General features: G+C 74.0%; 19 protein-coding genes and 1 tRNA gene. 9 read left to right on the top strand and 11 right to left on the bottom strand.

From position 1 onward, the window contains the following. Nucleotides 1-94: 94 nt before the first annotated feature. A tRNA-His gene (locus ACFWJB_RS03780) sits at nt 95-167 on the top strand. Between the two features lie 83 nt (nt 168-250). Here the strand turns inward: ACFWJB_RS03780 and ACFWJB_RS03775 are convergent. From ACFWJB_RS03775 to ACFWJB_RS03755, 5 genes are all read right to left on the bottom strand, one after another. After that, nucleotides 251-1306 carry a LacI family DNA-binding transcriptional regulator gene (locus ACFWJB_RS03775; RefSeq protein WP_385461990.1) on the bottom strand — a complete coding sequence of 352 codons (1056 nt, stop codon included), beginning with the start codon at nt 1304-1306 and terminating at the stop codon, nt 251-253. A gap of 178 nt (nt 1307-1484) precedes the next feature. Then, nucleotides 1485-2939 carry a GH1 family beta-glucosidase gene (locus ACFWJB_RS03770; RefSeq protein WP_386920064.1) on the bottom strand — a complete coding sequence of 485 codons (1455 nt, stop codon included), beginning with the start codon at nt 2937-2939 and terminating at the stop codon, nt 1485-1487. Between the two features lie 157 nt (nt 2940-3096). Further along, complete coding sequence (locus ACFWJB_RS03765) at nt 3097-4023, bottom strand: carbohydrate ABC transporter permease (RefSeq protein ID WP_385461996.1); 927 nt, start codon at nt 4021-4023, stop codon at nt 3097-3099. A 14-nt stretch (nt 4024-4037) separates the two neighbouring features. Then, nucleotides 4038-5030 (bottom strand): carbohydrate ABC transporter permease, encoded by a 993-nt coding sequence (locus ACFWJB_RS03760; RefSeq protein WP_385461998.1) that lies wholly within the window; start codon nt 5028-5030, stop codon nt 4038-4040. Nucleotides 5031-5552: 522 nt separating this feature from the next. Next, complete coding sequence (locus ACFWJB_RS03755) at nt 5553-6872, bottom strand: ABC transporter substrate-binding protein (RefSeq protein WP_385467525.1); 1320 nt, start codon at nt 6870-6872, stop codon at nt 5553-5555. Nucleotides 6873-7365: 493 nt separating this feature from the next. On the opposite strand from ACFWJB_RS03755, the gene ACFWJB_RS03750 reads away from it, so the two are divergent. Further along, a complete protein-coding gene (locus tag ACFWJB_RS03750) occupies nt 7366-8409 on the top strand; it encodes a LacI family DNA-binding transcriptional regulator (RefSeq protein ID WP_385467522.1) in 1044 nt (347 codons plus the stop codon). Between the two features lie 154 nt (nt 8410-8563). Beyond that, entirely contained in the window at nt 8564-9991 is a 1428-nt protein-coding gene (locus ACFWJB_RS03745) for a GH1 family beta-glucosidase (RefSeq protein WP_385467519.1), read from the top strand. Nucleotides 9992-10076: 85 nt separating this feature from the next. Here ACFWJB_RS03745 and ACFWJB_RS03740 read toward each other — a convergent pair whose 3' ends face one another. The 3 genes from ACFWJB_RS03740 to ACFWJB_RS03730 form a co-directional block, all read right to left on the bottom strand. Then, the gene (locus tag ACFWJB_RS03740; RefSeq protein WP_386920060.1) at nt 10077-11549 is read right to left on the bottom strand and encodes a cellulose binding domain-containing protein; all 1473 of its coding nucleotides are present in this window, start codon (nt 11547-11549) and stop codon (nt 10077-10079) included. A 130-nt stretch (nt 11550-11679) separates the two neighbouring features. After that, a complete protein-coding gene (locus ACFWJB_RS03735; RefSeq protein ID WP_386920058.1) occupies nt 11680-13089 on the bottom strand; it encodes a sensor histidine kinase in 1410 nt (469 codons plus the stop codon). Continuing rightward, the gene (locus ACFWJB_RS03730; protein ID WP_385467512.1) at nt 13086-13805 is read right to left on the bottom strand and encodes a response regulator transcription factor; all 720 of its coding nucleotides are present in this window, start codon (nt 13803-13805) and stop codon (nt 13086-13088) included. Before ACFWJB_RS03730 ends, ACFWJB_RS03735 begins: the two co-directional genes overlap by 4 nt. Before the next feature lie 131 nt (nt 13806-13936). On the opposite strand from ACFWJB_RS03730, the gene ACFWJB_RS03725 reads away from it, so the two are divergent. Next, complete coding sequence (locus ACFWJB_RS03725) at nt 13937-14509, top strand: hypothetical protein (protein WP_385467509.1); 573 nt, start codon at nt 13937-13939, stop codon at nt 14507-14509. Between the two features lie 13 nt (nt 14510-14522). Here the strand turns inward: ACFWJB_RS03725 and ACFWJB_RS03720 are convergent, their stop codons facing one another. After that, on the bottom strand, nt 14523-15392 hold the full coding sequence (locus ACFWJB_RS03720) for a spermidine synthase (RefSeq protein WP_385467506.1): 870 nt from the start codon (nt 15390-15392) through the stop codon (nt 14523-14525). An 81-nt stretch (nt 15393-15473) separates the two neighbouring features. Then, complete coding sequence (locus ACFWJB_RS03715) at nt 15474-15878, bottom strand: hypothetical protein (protein ID WP_385467503.1); 405 nt, start codon at nt 15876-15878, stop codon at nt 15474-15476. A 297-nt stretch (nt 15879-16175) separates the two neighbouring features. On the opposite strand from ACFWJB_RS03715, the gene ACFWJB_RS03710 reads away from it, so the two are divergent. Further along, nucleotides 16176-17618, top strand: coding sequence for a hypothetical protein (locus tag ACFWJB_RS03710; RefSeq protein ID WP_386920055.1), 1443 nt, complete (start codon nt 16176-16178; stop codon nt 17616-17618). Nucleotides 17619-17758: 140 nt separating this feature from the next. Here ACFWJB_RS03710 and ACFWJB_RS03705 read toward each other — a convergent pair whose 3' ends face one another. After that, nucleotides 17759-18361 (bottom strand): histidine phosphatase family protein, encoded by a 603-nt coding sequence (locus ACFWJB_RS03705; RefSeq protein ID WP_385467497.1) that lies wholly within the window; start codon nt 18359-18361, stop codon nt 17759-17761. Nucleotides 18362-18554: 193 nt separating this feature from the next. Between ACFWJB_RS03705 and ACFWJB_RS03700 the strand changes: the two genes are divergently transcribed. From ACFWJB_RS03700 to ACFWJB_RS03685, 4 genes are all read left to right on the top strand, one after another. After that, a complete protein-coding gene (locus tag ACFWJB_RS03700) occupies nt 18555-19508 on the top strand; it encodes a phosphatase PAP2 family protein (protein WP_385467495.1) in 954 nt (317 codons plus the stop codon). Then, nucleotides 19405-20598 carry a hypothetical protein gene (locus ACFWJB_RS03695; RefSeq protein WP_385467492.1) on the top strand — a complete coding sequence of 398 codons (1194 nt, stop codon included), beginning with the start codon at nt 19405-19407 and terminating at the stop codon, nt 20596-20598. The genes ACFWJB_RS03700 and ACFWJB_RS03695 overlap by 104 nt, the downstream gene beginning before the upstream one ends. Further along, nucleotides 20589-22193: a hypothetical protein gene (locus ACFWJB_RS03690; RefSeq protein WP_386920052.1), complete on the top strand. Its 1605-nt coding sequence runs from the start codon at nt 20589-20591 to the stop codon at nt 22191-22193. The genes ACFWJB_RS03695 and ACFWJB_RS03690 overlap by 10 nt, the downstream gene beginning before the upstream one ends. Next, a partial coding sequence (locus ACFWJB_RS03685; protein WP_386920050.1) for an AAA domain-containing protein occupies nt 22190-23495 on the top strand: 1306 nt, incomplete at its 3' end. The genes ACFWJB_RS03690 and ACFWJB_RS03685, both read left to right, overlap by 4 nt.

The raw sequence follows: 23495 nt of genomic DNA, 5'->3' as shown, positions 1-23495 counted from the left end.
CCGGGAAAGGCGGGCGCGAGCACCCCTTCGGACCCTGTACACTTTTTCTCAGCCGGTCGGGGAACCCCGCAAAAGGTTCCGACTACCGGCCATGGTGGGTGTAGCTCAGCTGGTAGAGCACCTGGTTGTGGTCCAGGATGCCGCGGGTTCAAGTCCCGTCACTCACCCTGATCGATCAGCCGGTGACCTTCGGAAGAAGGTCACCGGCTGATGTGCGTGTGGGGGCGCGAGCGGACCCGCGCCCCCCCGTTCACGACGAGGCGCGCTCCACCAGCTCCGTCGCCAGCACCACCTGGTGCCGCTCCCGCCCCCCGGTCCCCGCCGGCCGGCGGTCCGCGATCTCGGTCAGCAGCAGGTCGATCATCGCGCGGCCCATCTCCTCGATGGGCTGCCGGACGCTGGTCAGCGGCGGGTCCAGGTGGCGGGCGATCGCCGAGTCGTCGTAGCCGACCAGCGCCACGTCGTCCGGGATGCGCCGGCCCGCCTCGCGCAGCGCCTGGCGCGCGCCGGCCGCGGTGACGTCCGAGGCGGCGAAGACCGCGTCCAGGTCCGGGCAGCGGCGCAGCAGCTCCGTCATCGCGCGCCGGCCGCCCTCCTCGGTGAAGTCGCCCGGCTCGATCAGCTCGGCCGCGTCGCCGAGTCCCCCGTCGCGCAGGGCGTCGCGGTAGCCGTCGACGCGCCGCTGGGCGCCGTAGACGTCGAGGTGGCCGGTGATGTGGGCTATGCGGCCGCGGCCCCGGGACATCAGGTGCTCGACGGCCGAGCGGGCGCCGCCGTAGTTGTCGGAGTCCACGGACGCCAGCGTCTCAGCCGCGGAGCGCGGGCCGCTGATCACCGCCGGGATGTCCAGCTGGGTCAGCATGTCGGGCAGCGGGTCGTCGGCGTGCACCGAGACCAGCAGGACGCCGTCCACCCGGTGCGCGGCCAGGTACTGGGCGAGCCGCTGCCGTTCCCGGTCGCTGCCCGCGAAGATCAGCAGCAGCTGCATCTCGGTGTCGGTGATCTCCGCGCCGACACCGCGCAGCATGTCCGAGAAGTAGGGCTCGGCGAAGAACCGCGTCTCCGGCTCCGGGACGACCAGCGCGATCGCGTCGGTGCGGTTGGCCGCGAGCGCCCGGGCGGCGGTGTTCGGGACGTAGCCGAGTTCCGCGACGGCCGCCTCGACGGCCGCCCGGGTCGCGTCGCTGACCCGGGGCGAGCCGTTGATCACCCGGGAGACCGTGCCGCGGCCGACGCCGGCCCGGGCGGCCACCTCCTCGAGGGTCGGGCGTCTGACGCCCCGGCTCCGCCCACCGTTGACCGCCATGGTCGTCGCCCTTCCCTCGCAGCTGTCCGGCCAGGAATCTAACAGCCCCGGCTCGTTGCCCTCCCGCCCCCATCGTGCCTCGTGGGCGGCGGAATTCCCCCCTCCGTGCGGTGGAGGGACCGCGAGGGCGCGACCGGCAGGTGGTCGCGCCCTCGCGGTGGCCGAGTGCGGCAGGGGCTCAGCCGAGTTCGCCGGCGGGCAGCGCGTTGCGCCGGATCACGTCGGCGTACCAGTGGGCGCTCGCCTTCGGGATGCGGCGCTGGGAGGAGTAGTCGACGTAGACGGCGCCGAAGCGCTTCGAGTAGCCGTAGGACCACTCGAAGTTGTCCAGCAGGGACCACAGGAAGTAGCCGCGGACGTCCGCGCCGTCGGCGACCGCCCGGCGCACGGCGTCCAGGTGGGTGCGGAGGTAGGCGATGCGCTGCGGGTCGTTGACCCGGCCCTCCGGGGAGACGTAGTCGTCGAAGGCGGCGCCGTTCTCGGTGACCATCAGCGGCAGGCCGGGGTGGGACTTCGACAGGCCGGTGAGCAGGGTGTGCAGTCCGTCCGCGTCGATGGCCCAGTTCATCGCGGTCAGGTCGTCGTTGGCGAGGTGGAAGGCCACGTGCTCGGAGCCCGTCCACGGCGAGTGGTCGCTCGCGCCGTGTCCGTCGTTCCGGGTGGAGCCGGTGCCCTCGGTGGGCAGGGAGACCACGGTCGGCGAGTAGTAGTTGACGCCGAGCACGTCGATCGGGCGGGAGATCTCCGCCAGGTCGCCGTCCTTCACCAGCGCGTTCCAGTCGACGAGGTGCGCGGTGTCGGCGATCAGGTCCTCGGGGTAGGCGCCGTCGAGGAGGGGGCCGGTGAAGATCCGGTTGCCGACGGCGTCGATGCGGCGGGCCGCCTCGGCGTCCCCGGGGGCGTCGGTGAGGGGGCGCACCTGGTGCAGGTTGAGGGTGATGGACGTCTGCGCGGTCGGCGGCAGGGCCTCGCGCAGGACGCCGACCGCCTTGCCGTGGGCCAGGTTGAGGTGGTGGGCGGCGCGCAGGGTGGCGGCCGGGTCGGTGCGGCCCGGGGCGTGCACGCCGGAGCCGTAGCCCAGGAAGGCGCTGCACCACGGCTCGTTGAGGGTGGTCCACACGCCGACGCGGTCGCCGAGGGCGCGGGCCATGATGGCGGCGTACTCGGCGAAGCGGTCGGCGGTGTCGCGCTGCGGCCAGCCGCCGGCGTCCTCCAGCTCCTGGGGCAGGTCCCAGTGGTAGAGGGTGGCGACGGGGGTGATGCCCGCCTCGAGGAGCTCGTCGGTGAGGCGGCGGTAGAAGTCCAGGCCGCGTTCGACGGCGGGACCGCGGCCGGTGGGCTGGACCCGGGACCAGGAGACGGAGAAGCGGTACGCCTTCAGGCCGAGGTCCTTCATCAGGGCCACGTCGTCGCGGTACCGGTGGTAGTGGTCGGCGGCGATGTCGCCGGTGTCGCCGTTGCGGACCTTGCCGGGGGTGTGGCTGAAGGTGTCCCAGATGGAGGGCGTGCGGCCGTCCTCGGCGGCGGCGCCCTCCACCTGGTAGGCGGCGGTGGCGGCGCCCCAGACGAAGCCCGTCGGGAAGGAGGTGCCGGTGGCCGGCTGGGCGGGGGTCTCGGGTCGTACGGCGGTCATGGTGAGAACGCTCCCAAATGGCGTGAGGAGGTGCCGGGCGGTGGGGCCCGGCGGTGCGGGAAGGCGGGGTGGGGCGCGGGGACGGGCGCCCGGGGTCCGGCAGGGCCCGGGTGCGGGCCGGGCCCTGCCGGGCGGCGCGGGGCGGGGCGGACGAGGGTCAGCCCTTGACGGCGCCCGCCATGATGCCTCCGACGATCTGCTTGCCGAAGACGACGAAGACCACCAGCAGCGGCAGGGTGCTGATCAGCGCTCCGGCCATGACGATGCTCTGGTCGGGGGTGTAGGAGGCGCTGAGCTGTCCGAGCGCGACCTGGATGGTGGGGTTCTCCTGGTTCAGCGCGAGGAAGGGCCAGAAGAAGTCGTTCCACGCCTGGACGAAGGTGAGCATGCCGAGCACCATCATCGCGGGCCGGGCCGCGGGCAGGACGACGTTCCACACGATGCGGAGGTTGTTCGCCCCGTCCACCTTGGCCGCCTCGATGAGTTCGTACGGCAGGGCCTCGATGAGGTACTGGCGCATGAAGAAGACGCCGAAGGCGCCGACCAGGGTCGGGAAGATCACCGACTCCAGCTCTCCGCTCCAGCCGATGTCCGACATCATCATGAACAGCGGCACGACGCTGAGCTGCGGCGGGATGGTGAGGGTGGCGATGACCGCGGTCATCAGCACGTTCCGGCCGCGGAAGCGCATCTTGGCGAAGGCGTACCCGGCCAGCGTGCAGAAGAACAGCGTGGCCGCGGTGATGGAGCCGGCCACGATGGCGCTGTTGACGATGGCCTTGCCGAGGTTGGCCTGTTCCCAGGCCGCTTCGAGGTTGCTGAACAGCCGGCCGCCCGGCAGGAACGGCGGCGGGGTGTCGAGGACCCGCTGCTGGTCGTGCGAGGCGGCCACCAGCGTCCAGTACAGGGGGAAGAGGGACCCCAGGCCGACGACGGCCAGCGCGAGGTAGGTGAAGGGGCCGCCCTTGAGCTGCTGGCCGGCGCCGATCCGCAGGCGGCGGCCCTTGCCGCCGCCCGAGCCGGGGGCCTCGGCCACCGGGGCCGGGCCGGGGGCGGTCTTGTAGGGAGTACTTGTCGTGGTCATCGTTGTCGCTCCCGTCAGGCCGCGCTCTTGCGCACGAACCGGCTGACGATCCAGTTGATCAGGGCGATGAGCAGCAGCAGGACGAGCATGGCCCAGGCCACGGCGGCGGCCGGGCCGAGGTGCTGGAGCTTCCAGCCGTAGTTGAAGAGGTAGATGCTGAGCGTCTCGTACTGGTGCTCGCTGCCGCCGACGGCGCCGAGCGTGCCGCCCTGCAGCAGGAGCGGCTCACCGAAGAGCTGCATGGAGCCGATGGTCGAGATGACGATGGTGAACAGGATCGTCGGCCGCAGCGCGGGGATGGTCACCTTGCGGAACTGCTGCCAGCGCGAGGCGCCGTCGATCGACGCCGCCTCGTACAGGTCGGTCGGCACGGCCTGCATGGCCGCCAGGTAGATCAGGGCGTTGTAGCCGGTCCAGCGCCAGATCACGATGATCGAGATGGCGATCTTGGACGTCCAGTGGCCGTTGCCCCAGTCGATGTCCCCCGCGCCGAAGAAGCCCAGCACCCAGTTGAGGAGTCCGCCGTCGGCCCGGAACACCAGGGCGAAGACCAGGGCGGCGGTCGCGACCGAGGTGGCGTACGGGGTGAGGATGATCGTCCGCCAGAAGGTGCTGGCGCGCAGCTTGTAGTTGAGCAGGTGCGCCAGGCCCAGCGCGACCAGCAGCTGCGGGACGGTCGAGATGACGCCGATGATGAAGGTGTTGGAGACGGCCGTCCAGAACTCGGAGTCCTGGAGGATCTTGGAGAAGTTCTCGAAGCCGACCCACTCGGACTGGTCGAGGCTCGTCATCTCCACCCGGTGCAGGGCGATCCACCCGGTGTAGAGGAGCGGGTAGAGCCCGAAGGCACCGAAGATGAGGAAGAAGGGGGCGATGTACGCGTACGGCGACACCTTGTCGTCGAGGCGCCACAGTCGCGAACGCCACGGGCTGCGTCCTCGGGACGCGGCGCCGGAGCCGCCGGTGAGCGGAGTCTTGGCACCCCGTGCGGGGGTTGTCGTTGCCACGGAGGGAGTCCTTCCCTGGGAGGTCGGGCCGGGTAGGGGCGGGAGGTGGGGCGGTGGGCCGGACGCCCGTCCCGCCGGTCCCTGCCCCCGCTGTGCGGCACGGTGCCGGGCGGCTCGCGCGGCTGCCCGCGGTGCGTGCGGCGGCCGGCGGCGCGGGCCCCGGTGCGGGGTGCCGTACGGCCGGTGGCGGGTGCCCGCTCCGGCGGCGGTCGCGGTGCCGGTCGCGGGGATCGGGGTGGGGCCGGGTCGGTCGAGGTGGGGCCGGGGTCGGTGGGCTCGGGCGGCGCCGCGGGGTGCGAACCGTGTCCGCCCGTACCGCGCCGACGGCACGGACGGACACGGGCGGCACCCCGCGACCGGGTGCGGACCGACGCCGCGCAGCAGACCCGCCGCGGACGGCCGGGTCTGCTGCGGACGTCACCCGCGCCCGCGGGCGGGGGCCGTCGTACCTCTACGGCCCCCGCCGTGCGCACGGTGCGGGCGGTGCGGGGCGGCTGGTTGGACCGCCCGCACCGGCGCGGGTCAGCCGATGGCCTTGTCGATCGTCTCGACCGCCGCGTCCCAGGCCTTGTCGGGCTTGGTGCCCCGCTGCTCCATGTTGTTGATCTGCGTGGAGATCGTGTCCTTGATGACGCCGTCCTTCGGGCCGAGCACCGCCACCGGGATGGACTTGGCCTCCTCGGCGTACAGCTGGCCGACGGGGGCGTTGTTGAAGTACGAGAGCTTCGCGTTCTTCACGTCGTCGAGCGCGTAGGCGCCCTGGTTGGACGGGAAGACACCGACGGCCTTGAACACGGCGGCCTGCTGCTCGGGCGCGGTCAGCCACTTGACCAGCTCGGTGGCCTCCTTGACGTGCTTGCCGCTCTTGGGCACGGTCAGGAAGGAGCCGCCCCAGTTGGCCGCGGTCGCGCCGGGCGCACGCGAGATGTCCCACTTGCCGGCGAAGTCGTTGCCGGAGTAGTTCTCGATCTGCAGGGACATCCAGGCCGGGCACACGACGGTGGCCACGGTGCCCTTGCGCAGCGCCGCCTTCCAGGGGTCCTGGAACTGCGGCACGCCCTGGCTCAGCTTCTTCTCCGCGGCCTCGGCGGCGAGGTCCCAGCCCTTCTGCACCGACGGGCTGTCCTTGTATATCGCCTTGCCGTCGGCGTCGTAGTACTGGCTCTCGGCGGAGCTGACGACACCGTTGAACATGGCGCTGGCGGAGTCCATGAAGTAAGTGCCCTCAGGCGCCTTCTTCTTGTACTGCTCGCCGAGCTGGATGTAGTCCTCCCAGCCGCCCTGGACCGCCTTGGCGACCTCCTCGCGGTCGGTCGGCAGGCCCGCCTTCTCGAAGAGGTCCCTGCGGTAGCAGAGCGACATCGGGCCGATGTCGGTACCGGCGCCGATGACCTGGCCGTCCTTGCTGGTGGCCTGCTTGGCCTTCCAGTCGACCCACTGGCTGGTGTCGATGCTGCCCTTGAGGTCGGTGAACTTGTCCGCCTGGGTGTCCACGACCTCCTTGATGCGGGCCACCTCGACGCCGACGACGTCTCCCAGACCGGCGCCCGAGTTCAGCTGCTGAAGGAGCTTCGGGTAGTAGTCCTGCTCGTTGGCCGTGGTCTCCTCCTTCACCTCGATGTTCGGGTGAAGCTGCTGGTACTTCTCGAAGAGACCGGCCTCCTTGTAGCCGAACTGCCCGTAGTCGGCCACCTTGAGGACGATCTTCCCGTCGGATTCCGAGGAGTCCGAGTCGCTGTCGCTGCTGCAGGCGGTCAGCAGCAGCGCCGAGGCCGTCAGGACCGACGTGGTCAGGGCCGCTGCTCTGCGGCCACGGACGCCGCCGGTTCGGGTGATGCGCATTCCACTACTCCTTGTTCCAGTGGGAACGGGGACCTCAGGAATCAGACCGCCGGGTTCGACGGTCCGGACCTGCCCTCTCGGTTCGAGCAGCGGCCAGCCCAGAGCAACGCGGCAAGCGGTGCGAAGATGCTGGTCAACGGTGTGCCATGCGAGGTGGAGGGAAGGGCCGATGGTGCTTCGTTCCGTACGGAAGCCGGCCCCGGAACTCCGTGGGACCGCTCCCACGCGGCTTGCCCCGAAGACTCGTCGGTGGCGGGCCCAAGTGTCAAGACTTGAAAACGGCGTTGTTGCGCAAGCGTGTTCCGCGCGTCACGGGAATGTGTCGCACCGCCGGGGCGCCGTCACCCGCGACCCGTAGCTGGAAATCCGAAATCCCGCAGGTCACGGGCGAGTTGACGCTCACCCGGGGGCGCGGAGGGGGCCGTGCGGGCGAGGGTCGCGCTTTCTGGGCGAGAATGAATCCGGTCCCGCACCGAACGCCGGAAGGTGAACGATGAGCCCTGCCGAACAGCCGCCCACCGCCGCGGACGTCCGGCGCCCGACCCTGAACGCGGTGGCCGCACGCGCCGGCGTCGGCCGCGGCACGGTCTCCCGGGTCATCAACGGCTCCCCGAAGGTCAGCGACCGCTCCCGCGCGGCCGTGGAGCGGGCGATCGCCGAACTCGGCTACGTCCCCAACCCGGCCGCCCGTTCCCTCGTCACCCGGCGCACCGACTCCGTGGCCCTGGTGGTCCCCGACGCGCAGACCCGGCTGTTCTCCGAGCCCTACTTCTCGGACATCATCCGGGGCGTGTCCGCCGGGCTGGCGGACGCGGGGATGCGCATGCTGCTGGTGATGGTGCACGACGAGAAGGAGTACGCGCGGCTCGCCCCGTACCTGTCCGGGCAGCGCGTGGACGGGGTGCTGATGGTGGCGGTGCACAGCGACGACACGCTGCCCGACCAGCTGGAGGCGCTGGCCATTCCGACCGTGCTGGCCGGCCGGCGGGGCGACCGGGAGCCGCTGGGGCACGTCCGCGCGGACAACCGCGGCGGCGCCCGGGGCGCGGTCCGGCATCTGCTGACGAGCGGCCGCCGGGCCGTCGGCACCATCACCGGGCCGCTCGACATGGAGGCGGCGCGCGAACGGCTCGACGGCTACCGCGAGGCGCTGCGGGACGCCGGTGCCGCCGTCGCCGAGGAGCTGGTCGCGAACGGCGACTTCACCGAGGAGGGCGGGCGCGCGGCCATGCGGGAGCTGCTGCGCCGCCGTCCCGACCTGGACGCGGTCTTCGCCGCCTCGGACGTGATGGCCTCCGGCGCCGTGCTGGAGCTGCGCGCCGCGGGCCGGCGGGTGCCGGGCGACGTGGCCGTCATCGGGTTCGACGACTCCATCGTGGCCCGGCACGTCGACCCGCCGCTGACCAGCGTCCGGCAGCCGCTGGAGGAGATGGGCCGCACCATGGCGCGGCTGCTGCTGGACGAGATCGCCGACCGGGGGTCCGGGCACCGCGGGGTGGTCCTGCCGACGCGGCTGGTGGTGCGGGAGTCGGCCTGAGCGGCCACCCGCGGACACGGGTCCGGAAGGCCGGCGGGTCCGGCCGGACCAGCGCGGCCCGGAGGGGGCGGCCGAAGTCGGCGGGGTGGCGGGGGTTTCACTGTGGGAGCGCTCCCATGCATAATGGGGCCCCCGACCCCGTGGGAGCGATTCCATGTCAGTACCGACGCCCGTCTCCTTTCCTCCTGCCTTCCTCTGGGGCGCCGCGACCTCGGCGTACCAGATCGAGGGCGCGGTGCGGGAGGACGGCCGCACCCCCTCGATCTGGGACACCTTCAGTCACACGCCGGGGAAGACGGCCGGTGGTGACACCGGTGACATCGCTGTCGACCACTACCACCGCTACCGCGACGACGTGGCGCTGATGGCGGAACTGGGTCTGGGCGCCTACCGCTTCTCCGTCTCCTGGCCCCGCGTGCAGCCGACCGGCCGCGGTCCGGCCGTCCAGCGCGGTCTGGACTTCTACCGCCGTCTGGTCGACGAGCTGCTGGCCGCCGGCATCAAGCCCGCCGTCACCCTCTACCACTGGGACCTGCCGCAGGAGCTGGAGGACGCGGGCGGCTGGCCGGCGCGGGACACGGCGTACCGGTTCGCCGAGTACGCGCAGATCGTCGGCGACGCGCTCGGCGACCGCGTGGAACAGTGGATCACCCTCAACGAGCCGTGGTGCGCGGCCTTCCTGGGCTACGCCTCCGGGGTGCACGCGCCCGGCCGGACCGACCCGGCGGCCGCGCTGCGCGCCGCCCACCACCTGAACCTGGCGCACGGCCTGGGCACGGTGGCCCTGCGTTCGGTGATGCCGGCCCGCAACTCGGTGGCGGTCAGCCTCAACACCTCGGTCGTCCGGCCGCTGTCCCAGCAGCCCGCGGACCTGGCTGCGGCGCGGAGGATCGACGACCTGTCCGGCGGGATCTTCCACGGCCCGATGCTGCACGGCGCCTACCCCGAGACCCTGCTCGAGGCGACGGCGCCGGTCACCGACTGGTCGCACGTCCAGGACGGCGACCTGGGGCTGATCCGCCAGCCGCTGGACGCGATCTGCCTCAACTACTACACGCCCACCGTGGTGTCGGCGGCCGACGCGGACTCGCGCGTCCCGCGGGCCGACGGGCACGGGGCGAGCGACCACTCGCCGTGGCCGGCCGCGGAGGACGTGGCGTTCCACCAGCCGCCGGGCGAGCAGACGGCGATGGGCTGGACCGTCGACCCCACCGGCCTGCACGAGCTGATCATGCGTTATCACCGGGAGGCCCCCGGCCTGCCGCTGTACATCAGCGAGAACGGCGCCGCCTACGACGACAAGCCCGCCGCGGACGGCACCGTCCACGACCCCGAGCGGGTCGCCTACCTGGACGGCCACCTCAAGGCGGTCCGCCGGGCCATCGCGGACGGCGCGGACGTGCGCGGCTACTACCTGTGGTCGCTGCTGGACAACTTCGAGTGGGCCTACGGCTACGAGAAGCGGTTCGGCGCGGTCTACGTCGACTACGCCTCCCAGGAGCGCGTCCCCAAGGCGAGCGCGCTGTGGTACGGGCGGGCGGCCCGCACGGGGACGCTCCCGCCACTGGACCCGTCCGAGTAGACCTGCCGGGGAGGGGTCGAGCGGGTCCGGGGCGCGGCGTCCACGGGGGGAGCCGCGCCCCGGGCCACCGGGGTGCCGAGCGGGGTCAGTTGTAGGCGGCGAAGGCCTTGGAGAAGGCCGACGGCTCCTGGAGGACGGAGCTGCACGTGGCGTCGGCCTGCGGCTTGGTGCCGCCCGCGCACTGCTTGTCGCGGGTCGCCGACCACATGGACAGCCAGGCCAGGTCCTTGGACCGGGCGAACCGGACCAGCTGGGCGGCGTCGTCGACCGTGAAGATCTCGGTGACGACGTCGTTGACGCCGATCATCGGAGTGACGGCGACCGTGCGCCAGGCCGCGCTGTCGGAGAGGCCGAGGACGCTCTTGATCTGCGCCTGGGTGGCGGTGGCGGCCTGCTCGGCGTAGGTGCCCATGTCGCCGCTGTACGCCGGGCCGTAGTCCATCGCCATGATGTTGACGGTGTCGATCCGCACGCCGTTCTGCCGGGCGTTCGCGAGGAGGTCGACGCCGGCCTGGGTCAGGCCCTCGGGCATGACGGGCAGGGTGAAGGAGACGTCCAGGTCCGGGTGCCGCTTCCGCAGGGCGGTGACGGCCTGGGCGCGGCGGGTGTTGGCGGCCGTGTCGGGCAGGGCGCCGCCCTCGACGTCGAAGTCGACCTTGGTGAGCCCGTAGGTGTCCACGACCTTGCCGTACGCCGCCGCCAGGGCGTCGGCCGAGGCGCACGTCGTCGCCAGCTCGGATCCGGACGCGCCGCCGAAGGAGACGCGCACGTCGCCGCCCTTGGCGCGCAGGGCGCCTATCTGCCGTGCCACGGCGTCGCTCGCGAGGTCGGTGACGCCGCCCCACTTGGGGGTGCAGCCGCCGCCGTCGGTGACGAAGGCCAGGTGGTAGTTCTTCACGCCGGTCGCCTCGGCGTTCGCGACGAGGTCGAAGGCCGGGTAGAGGGAGGTGTCGACGTAGGGCGCGAAGCCGGCGCCGCCCGTGGTGCCTTCGCCGGGGGTCCCGGAGGGGGCCGGGGTGGTGGCCGTGGCGGTCGGTGCCGGTGTCGGCTCGGCGGGGGCGGAGGCCGTGGGTGTGGGTGCCGGGGTCGGGGGCTGGGACGGGCGGCCGCTGGGTTCGGGGGTGGCGCCGTCGTCCGCCGAGCAGGCCGCGCCGTCGACACGGCATCCGGTCGGGTCCTGGGTGCCGTCGACGACGAAGCCGACGGTGACGGACTCGCCGGCCCTCAGGCCGTCCGTGTCCCACTTCGGCCCGGTCACGGTGACGTGCCGGCCGCTGACGCTGTGCTCGGCGTTCCACAGCGAGCCCAGTCCGGCGCCCGGGGGCAGGTCGAACTCCAGCGTCCAGTCCTTCTTCGCGGCCGGGCTGTTGTTGGTGACGACGTACTGCGCGGTGTAGCCCGTCGACCACTCGCTCGTCCTGGTGTAGGCGGCCCCGACTCCGGCGGCCTGGGCGGTGCCGGTGAGCAGCAGCGCGCCGCCGCCGGCCACGGCCGCGGCGACGAGCGCGCCGATCACCTTGTTCCTGCCGGAGACCCTGCGCCGGTGCGTGCTGCTCATCTCGTGCCTGCCTTCGCTGTTCAGGGAGCCCTGCGGGGGAGGTGCGGGGCGGGGGTGCGGCAGCACGCTAGCGATGCGGAACCGGTCAAACCGGTTGTTCCGGGCGGGGGTTGGTGATCTTAGGGTGCGCTTAAGGGAGGGATCGGGACCGGTTAAAGGGCAAGCTCCGGCGGGGCTGCCGGCGGCGGCGCACCGCTCCCCGGTGGCCCCGCCGCACGGGTGCCGTGCGCCCGTCGAGCTGGATCCAGACGCGCACCTCGGTCCCGCCGAGCACGGACGAGCCGATGCGGACGTCCCCGCCCGTCGACTCGGCGAGCCGGCGCACGATGTCCAGGCCGAGCCCGGTCGACCCGTCGGCGCCCGATCCCCGGCCGCGGGCCATCGCCGCCTCGGGGTCGGATATGCCGGGGCCCGCGTCCGACACGAGCACGATCACCGCGTCCTCGCCGTTGTGCAGGTCGACCGCGAAGGCGGTGCCCTCGGCGGTGTGCCGGAAGACGTTGCCGAGGAGGGCGTCGAGGGCCGCGGCCAGGTCGGCACGGGCCACGGGTATGCGCACCGGCCGGTCGGCGCCGGCCATCCGCCACTTGCGGCCTTCGTCCTCGGCGAGCGCGGACCAGAAGGCCATTCGCTCGCGGACCACCTCGGCCGCGTCGCACCCGGCGCCGGGACCGGCCGCGGCGGTCTGGGGCTTGGCGTCCCGGGCGGTGCGGATGATGGTGTCGACCTCGCGCTCCAGCTGCTCGACCGCGGCCCGGGTCTGCTCGGCGGCCGGACCGTCGCCGAGCGAGGCCGCGTTGAGCCGCAGCACGGTCAGCGGGGTGCGCAGGCGGTGGGACAGGTCGGCGGCCAGCTCCCGCTCGTTGGCGAGGAGCTGGACGACCTGGTCGGCCATGGAGTTGAACGCGACCGCCGCGAGCCGCAGTTCGGTCGGTCCTTCCTCGGGCACGCGGGCGCCCAGCTTGCCCTCCCCCAGCTCGTGCGCGCCCTCCAGCAGCTTCCGCGCCGGCCGCACCATGCGCACGCCCAGCCGGTCGGCGACCGCGACGGAGCCGACGATCAGCGCGGCGCCGACCGCGGCGAGCACCGTCCAGGCCGTGCCGACCCCGTTGGTGACCTCGGACTCGGGGACGTACACCTCGACGACGGCGATCTCGCCGGAGCTGAGCGCGACCGGCTGGAGCAGCGTCGAGCCGCCGGGCACCTCCGCGGTGGAGGCGCGCCCCATCTCGCGTACGGCGGCGATGTCCTCGTCCGTGGCGCGCCGCCGGCCGATGTCGGTGCCGGCGCCGCTGCCTCCGGACGCCGGGAGGTGCACCGACATCCCGGCGTCCGAGCCCGCGGAGGCGACGACGCGCTCCAGCTGGTCCCGGTCGGTGGTGATGGACAGCGCGGGGGCGACGGCGGCGGCCTCCCGCTCGGCGTTCGAGAAAGCGCGGTCCCGGGCCATCTCCCGGACGACGAGTCCGAGCGGGACGGCGAAGGCGATCACGACCATGGCGGTGACCGCCAGCGACACCTTGACCAGGGCCCACCTCATCGTGGCGGCTCCGCCCCCGGAGGCCCGGTGACCGGAGGCTCCAGCTTCACGCCCACGCCGCGCAGGGTGTGCAGATAGCGGGGCTTGGCGGCGGTCTCGCCCAGCTTCCGGCGCAGCCAGGACAGATGGACGTCGATGGTCTGGTCGTCGCCGTAGGACTGCTGCCAGACCTCGGCGAGCAGCTCCTTGCGGGGGACGACCACTCCGGGGCGGCCGGCGAGGAAGGCGAGCAGGTCGAACTCGCGCCGGGTCAGGTCGAGGCGTGCGCCGTCCAGTTCCGCCTGGCGGCGCAGGGGGTCGACGGTCAGGCCGCCGACGCGCAGGACGGTGGGTGGCGGGGCCTCTCCGGTGCCGGTGCGGGCGCGGCGCAGGACGGCCGCCATGCGGGCCGACAGGTGCTCGACCGAGAACGGCTTGGTGAGGTAGTCGTCCGCGCCCGCGTTCAGCAGCCGGACGACCTCCGCCTCGTCGTCCCGGGCGGTGGCGACGATAACGGGCACGTCGGTGATGCCGCGCAGCATCTTCAGCGCCTCGGAGCCGTCGAGGTCGGGCAGTCCGAGGTCGAGGATCACCACGTCGAACCGGTTGTGGGCGACCTCGCGCAGCGCCTCCAGCGCCGTGCCGACGCTGCGCACGAGGTGCGAGGCGTCGGTCAGGTGCCGGATGAGCGCCGAGCGTACGAACTGGTCGTCCTCGACCACGAGCACACTTGCCATGGGCGGCACCGTACGCCATGCGGAGGAGCCCGGCGCGGGCCTGTGGACAACTCCGGGCGGGGCTCCGGGCCCGCCTGTGGACAACCCCGACCGGGCGACACGTGTGTGACGCGTGAGGCAGTATGGCCGCGATGCGCAGAGGACTCGTACACGTACTGGCCTGGCTGCTCGCCACCGGCGCCGCGGTCACGCTGTCGTGGTGGGGCGTGCACACGGTGATGGCGGGCACGGCCTACGACGCGCCCCGCGCCCTGCCCGTCACGGTGGCCGACGCGGCCGTGCGGGACACGGCGGGTCCACGGGCGTCGGAGCCGTCGGTGTCGTCCACCAGGCGCCCCTCGCCGTCGGGCAGTCCGTCCGCCGGTCCGTCCGACGGCCCCTCGGTGAAGCCGAGTCGGACACCCGGCGGCACCGGTCCGGCGCCGTCGCGGCCCGCGCCGGCCACCACCCCCGCCGGCCCGGGCCCCTCCCCCACCGCCTCCGGACGGGTCCGGAGCTACGAGACCGACGGGGGGCGCGCGGTGTTCGACCTCGGGACGTCGTCGGCGTCGCTGGTGTCGGCGACGCCGGGTGCGGGCTGGTCGATGCAGGTGTGGAAGACGGAGTCGTGGATCCGGGTGGAGTTCACCTCGGGCGCGGACCGGGTGTCGGTCTTCTGCACCTGGCACGACGGCCCGCCGCGGGTGGAGATCGGCAGCTACTGAGCCGGCCGCCCGGTCACCGGAAGGCCGAGGCAGGCGGCGCGGGCGAGGCGACCGCGTCCGCGTCCGTCACGGGCCGGGCCCCTCCGGTGAAGTCGGCCAGCGCCCTGCCGTGTTCCACGCGCGCGGAGTGCGGGTCCGAGGCGGCGCGGCGGGTGAGTTCGGCGAGGGGCAGCGGGCGGTCGCAGGCGGCGAGGACGGCGTTGCCGAAGCGTTTGCCGCGCAGCACGGCGGGGTCGGCGATCAGGGCGAGTTCGGGGAAGCGTGCGGCGGCGGTGGCGATCTGGCCGCGCAGGTGGGCGAGGGGCGGGCCGTCGGCGAGGTTGGCGACGTAGACCCCGCCGGGGGCGAGCGCGCGCCGTACCTCGTCGAGGAACTCGGTGGACGTCAGGTGTGCCGGGGTGCGGGCTCCGCCGAACACGTCCGCGACGACCAGGTCCGCCCAGCCGTCGGGCACCTTGGCGAGGCCGGCGCGGGCATCGGTGGAGCGGACCCGGATCCGGGCGGCGGGGTCCAGCGGCAGTTCGCGCCGGACCAGTTGGACCAGGGCGGCGTCCCGCTCGACGACCTGCTGGGTGGAGCGGGGGCGGGTGGCGGCGACGTAGCGGGCGAGGGTGAGGGCGCCGCCGCCGAGGTGCACGGCGTGGACGGGCTTTCCGGGCGGGGCGGCCAGGTCGATGACGTGCCCGATGCGGCGCTGGTACTCGAACGACAGGTACGCCGGGTCGTCCAGGTCGACGTGCGACTGCGGGGCGCCGTCGATCAGCAGGGTCCAGGCCCGCGCCCGCTCCCGGTCGGGTATCAGCTCGGCGCGTCCGCCGTCGACGTCCTCGACGACGGTCTCCGCGGCTGCGCGCCCGCGGCGGGCGTTCCTGGACTTTCCCATCGGACCATTATCGGACGCCGCCGTCGCGCCCACCGCCCCCGCGCCCGGCCGTCCGGACCGCGGCGGGCGGCGGCGCGGTGCTCAGCGGCAGTTGTCCGCGGCCTCGATCAGCCGGGCCGCCTCCCCCAGCGCGGCCCGCAGCACGGCGGGGTCGGTCGCGAGGTCCGCGTCGCCGGGCGGCAGCAGCCAGTCCGCGCCCTCCACCGGCGGTTCGGGGACCGGGGCGAGCTTCGTCCCCCGGCCGTCCGTCTCCGTGCAGGTGCTGCCCGGTACGTCCCAGGCGGCGGCCGTCCCCGGGGGCACCAGGAAGCCGAGGGTGTCGCAGCCGTGGTCGTGGAGCACGCTGCCCACCGCCTCGCCGGCTCCCCGCCTGAGGATGTCGACGGCCTCCAGCCCTTGCCGCGTCGGCACGGTGACGACGTCGCAGCCGCCTTCGCCGTCCGGATCGCGGGCGTCTGCGCGGTCACTGATCGGGCTGGTCTCCATGCCGGCCTCCACCACGGAACTCCTCTTCTGACGAGCGGGTCGGGAGTCGGGGGCCTCCCGGTCCACTGGGTGAAACGCGGCGGAGCGTCAACGGCTACGGCACAAGTCCGCCGCAAAGGATGGCACTTCATGGCAGATCCCGGATGAGATATCCGGTTTTGTGGTCAAACAGCGCGTGGCGAGTCCGTCACAGACGGTACGTTCTAGCTCGCCGGAAACAGGGTGGCAAACGGGAGAATCCCCGTATTACCCACCTTTACCGGCGTGGTTCGACGGTTCGTACGAGAGGACCCGGCCATGGCGTCGTCAACGGTGACCTCCGCCCAGCCCGACCGGCCACCGCGGCCGAACCTCGCGTTCCGGCGCCTGCGCGGCCGGCGTTCGCCGGCCGAGTTCGCGGCGGCGGTCCGCCGTGCCGCGCGTGAGATCGGCGAGCAGGTCAGTTGTGACGCGCGCTACATCGGCCGCGTGGAGGCGGGCGAGATCCGCTGCCCCAACTACGCGTACGAGCGGGTGTTCCTGCACATGTTCCCCGGCCGCACGCTCACCGACCTGGGGTTCGCGCCCCGCTCGTCGGTAAGGGGCCGCCGGGCACGCACGGACGAGGGCGCGCTCCCGGCGCACCTCGACCGGCCGCCGTGCGCCCCGACTGAGAAAGCCGGGGCGGGCGAGCCGTATGACACGCACAACCCGTTCGACACGCACGACAACAACAACAAGGAGAGCGACGTGCTGCGTCGCGCATTCATGACGAGCGGCGTCACCGTGGCCGCCGCCTCGCTGGGCCCCCTGGGCTTCGCCGCCGACGCCGCGGCGGCGCCGCGCGCGGCGCGCCGGGCCGGGACGAGCGACGCGGGAGCCCTCGAAGAGGCCGTCCGCCGGATCCGGCTGCTCGACGACCGGCACGGCGCCGACGGTCTCTACCGGCGCGCGGTGGCACCGCTGCGGGCCGCGTACGCGCTGCTGGACGCCGGCGCGACCCGGCAGGCGACGGCGGACCGGCTCTGTTCGGGCGCCGGGGAACTGGCCATCTCGGTGGGCTGGCTGGCCCACGACTCGGGGCGTTTCGACGACGCGCGCTCCCACTACGCCGAGGCCCTCGCCACCGCCCGGATGACCGACGACCCGGGCCTGGAGGCGCACGCCTTCTGCAACACGGCGTTCCTCGCCCGGGACGCCGGCCGGCCCCGCGAGGCGGTACGGGCGGCCCAGGCCGCGCAGCGCGCCGCCCGGCCGCTGGGGTCGCCGCGGCTGATGTCCCTGCTCGCGCTGCGCGAGGCGGGCGGCTGGGCGGGACTCGCGGACCGCGTCGGCTGCGAGCAGGCGCTGATCCGTGCGCAGGCCCTCTTCCAGCGGGGCCCCTCGGACGCCGACCCCGAGTGGATGAGCTTCTACGGGGAGGCCGAGCTGGAGGGGCTGGAGGCGCAGTGCTGGTCGACGCTCGGCGACTGGACGCGGGCGGCCGGGCACGCGCGGCGGGCGGCCGCACTCCAGGACCCGCACTTCGCGCGGAACCTCGCGCTGTACTCGGCGGAACTGGCCGACGACCTGGCGCGCGGCGGGCGGCCCGACGAGGCGGCCGGGGCGGGGATGCGGGTGCTGGATCTGCTGGGCGAGGTCCAGTCGTCGCGGATCCGGACGATGCTGGCGGGGACGGCGCGGGTGCTGCTGCCGCATCGGCGGGCGTCGGGGGTGTCGGCGTTTCTGGAGCGGCACGCGTCCGTTCCGCGGACGGCCTGACCGGCCGGGGGGGCGCGGTGACCGGCGTCGGAGTGGACCGAGGGGACGGGTCGCGCGCCAGGCGCTGGGGGGGTGCCTCCCAGGCCGTTCAGGCGCTGGGGGAGGCACGACTGCCCGCAGCTTCGGGATGGCGGGTGGTGTCAGGAGTGGTCGGTGAGGTGGCCCTGGTCGTTCCAGGATTCGATGGCCGGTTCGCCGTAGGCCCAGCCCAGGATCGACAGGGACGTCGGGTTGAGACGTATGCGGGCCGCGAAGTCCAGCGGCAGGCCCAGCCACCGGGCGCCGATCGACCGCAGGATGTGTCCGTGGGCGAAGACCAGCACGTCGCGGTCCGCCTCCCGCGCCCACGCGACCACCTCGTCAGCGCGCGCGGTGACGTCCGCCGGGCTCTCGCCCTCCGGGACCCCGTCCCGCCAGATCAGCCAGCCGGGCCGGACCGCCTGGATCTCGTCCGGCTTCATGCCCTCGTACGCCCCGTAGTCCCACTCCATCAGCGTGTCCCAGGTACGGGCGCGCTCGCCGAAGCCGGCGAGTTCGCAGGTCTCGTGGGCGCGTGACAGCGGGCTGGTGCGCACCTCGACGCCGGGCAGGCCGTCCAGCGGCCCCCGGTGCAGACGCTCACCGAGCAGCTTGGCCCCGCGCCTGCCCTCCTCCAGCAGCGGCACGTCGGTCCTGCCGGTGTGCTTGCCGGACAGCGACCACTCGGTCTGTCCGTGCCGGGCCAGCAGGATGCGCGGTGCCATGGAGGGGCCTTTCCGGGAGCGGTGTCGGAGGGGACCCCTCCATCATCGCGCACACCGTGCCCGGGCAACCCGGGGGGACGTCCCGGCGTCTTCCAGGGCCGGGGGCGCTCCGCGGGGAGGGTCCCCGGACGCCGTAGAGTGGCACGCCCGGCGCCGTCGGGCACGCGCGAGAAGAAGGGGGAGGGCGATCGGATTGCCGCACACCGAGACACCGGGCACCGAGGCGACCTCGCAGACCCGGCTCCGCTGGTGGACCGAGCTCCCGCTGATCGTCCTCGTGTACGCCTGCTACTCCGCGGGCCGCCTCCTCGTGCGCGGTGACGTCTCGGACGCCGTCGACCACGGGCTGGCGCTGCTGCGCATCGAGAAAGCGCTGTTCCTCAACGCGGAACACCCGCTCAACCGGCTCTTCACCCGCGAACCGTGGCTCGGCGTCCCGGCCGACTTCTGGTACGCGTCCCTGCACTACGTCGTCACCCCGGCCGTCCTGGTCTGGCTGTTCCGGTCCCGCGCCGTGCGCTACCGGGCCGCCCGGACCTGGCTGATGACGTCCACGTTCATCGGGCTGATCGGCTTCACGCTGCTGCCGACCTGCCCGCCCCGGCTGCTGGACGCGAGCCACGGGTTCGTCGACACGATGGCCCACTACAGCTCGTACGGCTGGTGGGGCGGCGAGGCGAGCGCGCCGCGCGGACTGGGCGGGATGACCAACCAGTACGCGGCCATGCCGAGCCTGCACGTCGGCTGGGCGCTGTGGTGCGGCGTGATGCTGTGGCGCCACGGCGGCACGCGCGCGGCGAAGGTGGCCGGTGTCGTCTACCCGCTGGTGACGACGATCGTGGTGATGGGCACCGCGAACCACTACTTCCTCGACGCGGTGGCGGGCGCCGCCGTGATGGGCGCGGGGTTCCTGCTGGCGCCGTTCGTGATGCGGGTCGCGGACCGGGCACGGACCCGGATCACCGCACGTTTCGCCCCCGCCCCGCAGGCTTCCGGCGACGCTGGTTCCCCGATTGTCAGTGGCGGATGCCAGACTTCCGCGGGTGAGCGATTTCCACGGCAGCGCGAGCAGCGGTTCGGAGCGGGAGCCGAGCCGGACGCCTCCCCCACGGACGCGGGGAACGAGACTCCGGCACCGGCTCGCTGAGCTGCGCGGTCCCGACGTCCCCGCGAAGGCGCTGGACGCGCGGGCCCTGGCCGCCCTCGCGGCCAACCCGGGGTGCAGACGGCGCGCGATCCTCGACGGCGCCGGCGTGGACAAGGGCTCGCTGGCGAGTGCGCTCGGTTCGCCGTCGGTCTTCGGTCAGTCGCAGTTCGCGTTCACGCGGGGCAACGCCTTCGAGGCGCGGGTCAAGGCGGACGGCGGCGCCGAGCTGCTGCGGCTCGTGCACGAGAAGCTGGACCGGGGCGCCGAGCCGCCCGCCGGGGCGCGGGTGCCCGACCTGTCGGCGACCGGCCCCGAGGGCCGCGCGGCGCGCACCTCGCTGGCGCTGCGGGAGGCCGCACAGGCGTCCGGCACCTGGACGCTCCTGGACCACCCGATGCTGGCCCTGGACGTCGCCGGCTCCCCCGCCTTCCTCGAGCCGGACGCGGTGGTGGTCCACCCGGACGGCACCTGGACGGTCGTCGAGATCAAGTCCTTCCCGATGCTGGACGGCTCCGCCGACCCGGCGAAGGTGGGCGCCGCCGCCCGGCAGGCCGCGGTGTACGTGCTGGCGCTCGAGCGGGTCGCCGCCCGGCTCGACCCGGCCCCGCGGGTAAGCCACCGCGTCCTGCTCGTCTGCCCCAAGGACTTCTCCAACCTGCCGACCGCGTCCGCCGTCGACGTGCGCAAGCAGCGTGCGGTGACCGGCCGGCAGCTCGCCCGCCTCACCCGCATCGAGGAGATCGCCGACACGCTCCCCGAGGGCGTCTGCTTCTCCCCCGGGCTGCCGGCCGACGAGCTGACGGCCGCGGTCGAGGCGGTCCCGGCGACGTACGCGCCGGAGTGCCTGTCCGCGTGCGAACTCGCCTTCCACTGCCGTGCCCGCTCCCGCGGGGCCGGTGCGGTGACCTCGCTGGGCCGCCCGGTGCGGGCCGAGCTCGGCGGGCTGTCCACGGTGGACGACGTGCTGGCGGCGGCCCGCGGGGAGGCCGGCGACCCGGCCGACCCGGCGGTGGCCGCGCTGCGCCGGGCCGCCGAGCTGCGGGCCGAGGCGCTGGCGTCGGTGGGCGGCGAGGTGGCCGCGTGTCGCTGATCACCACGCTCGCCCGGCTCGAGGCGGTGCGCAGCGGCCGCGCGCAGCCCGCCGCCACCGTCCGGCACCGGCACCTGTCCGACCGGCCCCTCGTCTTCGTGCCGCTGATCACCGCCGGTGAGGCGGGCGCCCCGCTCGGCGCGCTGGTCGGCACCGACCGGGACACGCCGCACCTGCTGGTCGTCCCGCAGCCCCGCGACCGCGACCTGCGCTTCGCGTTCCTGGCCGAGCTGGCCGGGATCGTCCTGCCGCACGTCGAGTCGTACGCCGACAGTGTCGAGGCCGCCGAGCGCACCGAGACGGACCCGGAGACCGGCAAGCGGATCAAGGTCGAGGTCGACCTGTGCGCGGACGCGGCGCAGCTGATCGTGCCCAGCCGCGCGGGCATCGACTTCGTACGGCTGCTCGGCCGGTCCATGCGCTTCCGGCGGACGGCGGAGCAGGACCCGGAGACGCCGCATCCCGCGCCGCCGAGGGTGCCGCTGCTCGGCCGGTGGCTGACCCACTTCGGCGAGCGGGCGCGGGTGCCCGGCTCCTCCCTCCTCCTCGCCATGACCGACCTGCTGGGCCGGCACTGGGCGACCGGGCAGTCGACCCTGGAGGACCAGCACCTGGGGGCGCTGCTGGCGTGGATCGCTCCGCCGGACGGGGGGCCGAGCGGCGCCGAGGCGGCGCGCCACGCCGAACTCGCCCGCGACGCCGACGGCCAGCTGCGGTGCCCGCCCGCGGGCCCGGCGACCGACCCGGCCTTCGACAACAAGCTGCTCGCGCCCGCCATCGAGCGCTACGACCGTGCCCGCACCGCGCTGGCCGCCGCCGAGGACGGTCTGGAGGCCGACGAGCGGCTGGGCGCGCTCACCGCCGCCGAGCGGGAGATCCGCGCCCTGGTGGAGAGCCGTACGCGGCCCACCTGGGACGCGGTGTGGCAGGGCCTGGACCTGCTGCGGGAGCTGCCCGCCGGGGCGCACGTCGAGGACCGGTGGACGCGCGACCGCTGGTCGTTCACCTCCCACCGCGACCGCATCCTCGCCGGTGAGCCCCCGCAGCCGCGCCGGGACGACGCGGTGACGGCGGCGAACAAGCTCGCGACGCGCGAGCGGGAGCAGGCCCGGCTGGAGGCGCAGGAGGCGCTGGACGATCCGCTGGTGATGGCCGCGCGGCGGCTGTCCGGGGAGGCGTTCGCCGGCGAGGTCGTGGACGTGGTCATGGCGTACAGCGAGAGCAAGCGGCCCAGTCCGCGGCCGCTGGTCACGGTGCGCACGGACGACCGGCCGCACCTGGGCGAGCGGGTGAAGGTGTACCGGTCGCTGGGCGGCAAGCCGCAGGCGGCGGAGTACGTCGGCCCGGCCGGGGACGAGGAGGGCGTGCTGGTGCTGCGCATCGTGGACAAGATGGGCCGCGGCAAGGAGCCCGAGGCCGGGTCGGTGCCGGAGAAGGGCGACCTGGTCTGCTTCACGCTGTTCGAGCACGAACAGCGGGGCGGGGCGAGGCTGCCCGACCCGGACCGGACACCGTGGACGCACGGCGGGCCGCCCGGCGAGTCCGCCGCCGTGCCCGAGCCCGCCGACGCACCGACCGCGGAGGACGTCCTGTGACCGCCGAGGCCACCACCGCACCCGTCGCGGCCGCCTTCGATCCGGGGGCCGAGGCCGCCCGCGCCACCGCGGCGATCCTGCACGACACCCTGCACGGCACGGAGCGCGGCGTCGTCGTGGACTCCCCGCCCGGCGCCGGCAAGTCCACGCTCGTGGTGCGGGCGGCGCTGGAGCTGGCCGAGGCCGGACGCCCGCTGATGGTGGTGGCGCAGACCAACGCCCAGGTGGACGACCTGGTCCTGCGGCTCGCCGAGAAGAACCCGGACCTCCCGGTGGGCCGCCTGCACAGCAGCGACGCCGATCCGTATGACAAGGCGCTCGACGACCTGGCAAACGTCCGCAAGTCGGCGAAGGCCGCGGACCTCGCCGGTCAGGCCGTGGTCCTGTCGACGGCCGCGAAGTGGGCGCACGTCACGGTGGACGAGCCGTGGCGGCACGCGATCGTCGACGAGGCGTACCAGATGCGCTCCGACTCGCTGCTGGCCGTGGCCGGTCTGTTCGAGCGGGCGCTGTTCGTGGGCGACCCGGGTCAGCTGGACCCGTTCGCGACGGTGGGCAGCGAGCAGTGGGCGGGGCTGTCGTACGACCCGTCGGCCTCCGCGGTGACGACCCTCCTCGCCCACAACCCGGGCCTGCCGCAGCACCGGCTGCCGGTGTCGTGGCGGCTCCCGGCGTCGGCGGCGCCGCTGGTGTCGGCGGCGTTCTACCCGTACACGCCGTTCCGCAGCGGCACGGGTCACGGCGACCGGAGCCTGGCCTTCGCGGTGCCGTCGGACGGCTCGGGGCCCGACCGGGTGATCGACGAGGCCGCCGCCTCGGGCTGGGGCCTGCTGGAGCTGCCGGCCCGGCACACCCCGCGCACGGACCCGGAGGCCGTGCGGGCGGTGGCGGCGGTGGTGCGCCGGCTGCTCGACCGCGGGGGCGCGGCGTCCTCCGAGCGCTCCCCGGACCCGGCCCCGCTGACCGCCGGCCGCATCGCGGTGGGCACCGCGCACCGGGACCAGGCGGCGGCGGTCCGGGCGGCGCTGGCCGACCTGGGGGTGCGGGACGTGACGGTGGACACGGCGAACCGGCTCCAGGGCCGGGAGTACGACGTGACGGTCGTCCTGCACCCGCTCTCCGGCCGCCCCGACGCGACCGCCTTCCATCTGGAGACGGGCCGCCTGTGCGTCCTGGCCTCCCGGCACCGGCACGCGTGCATCGTGGTGTGCCGCGAGGGGGTGGACGCCCTGCTGGACGAGTACCCGTCGACGGAGCCGGTCCAGCTCGGAACGCTGGTGAAGTTCCCGGACGGGTGGGAGG

The sequence above is a fragment of the Streptomyces sp. NPDC127100 genome (assembly GCF_042724095.1).
Classification (GTDB): Bacteria; Actinomycetota; Actinomycetes; order Streptomycetales; family Streptomycetaceae; genus Streptomyces.
The sequence above is the reverse complement of the archived record's forward strand: the minus strand, read 5'-3'. Positions and strand labels throughout refer to the sequence as shown.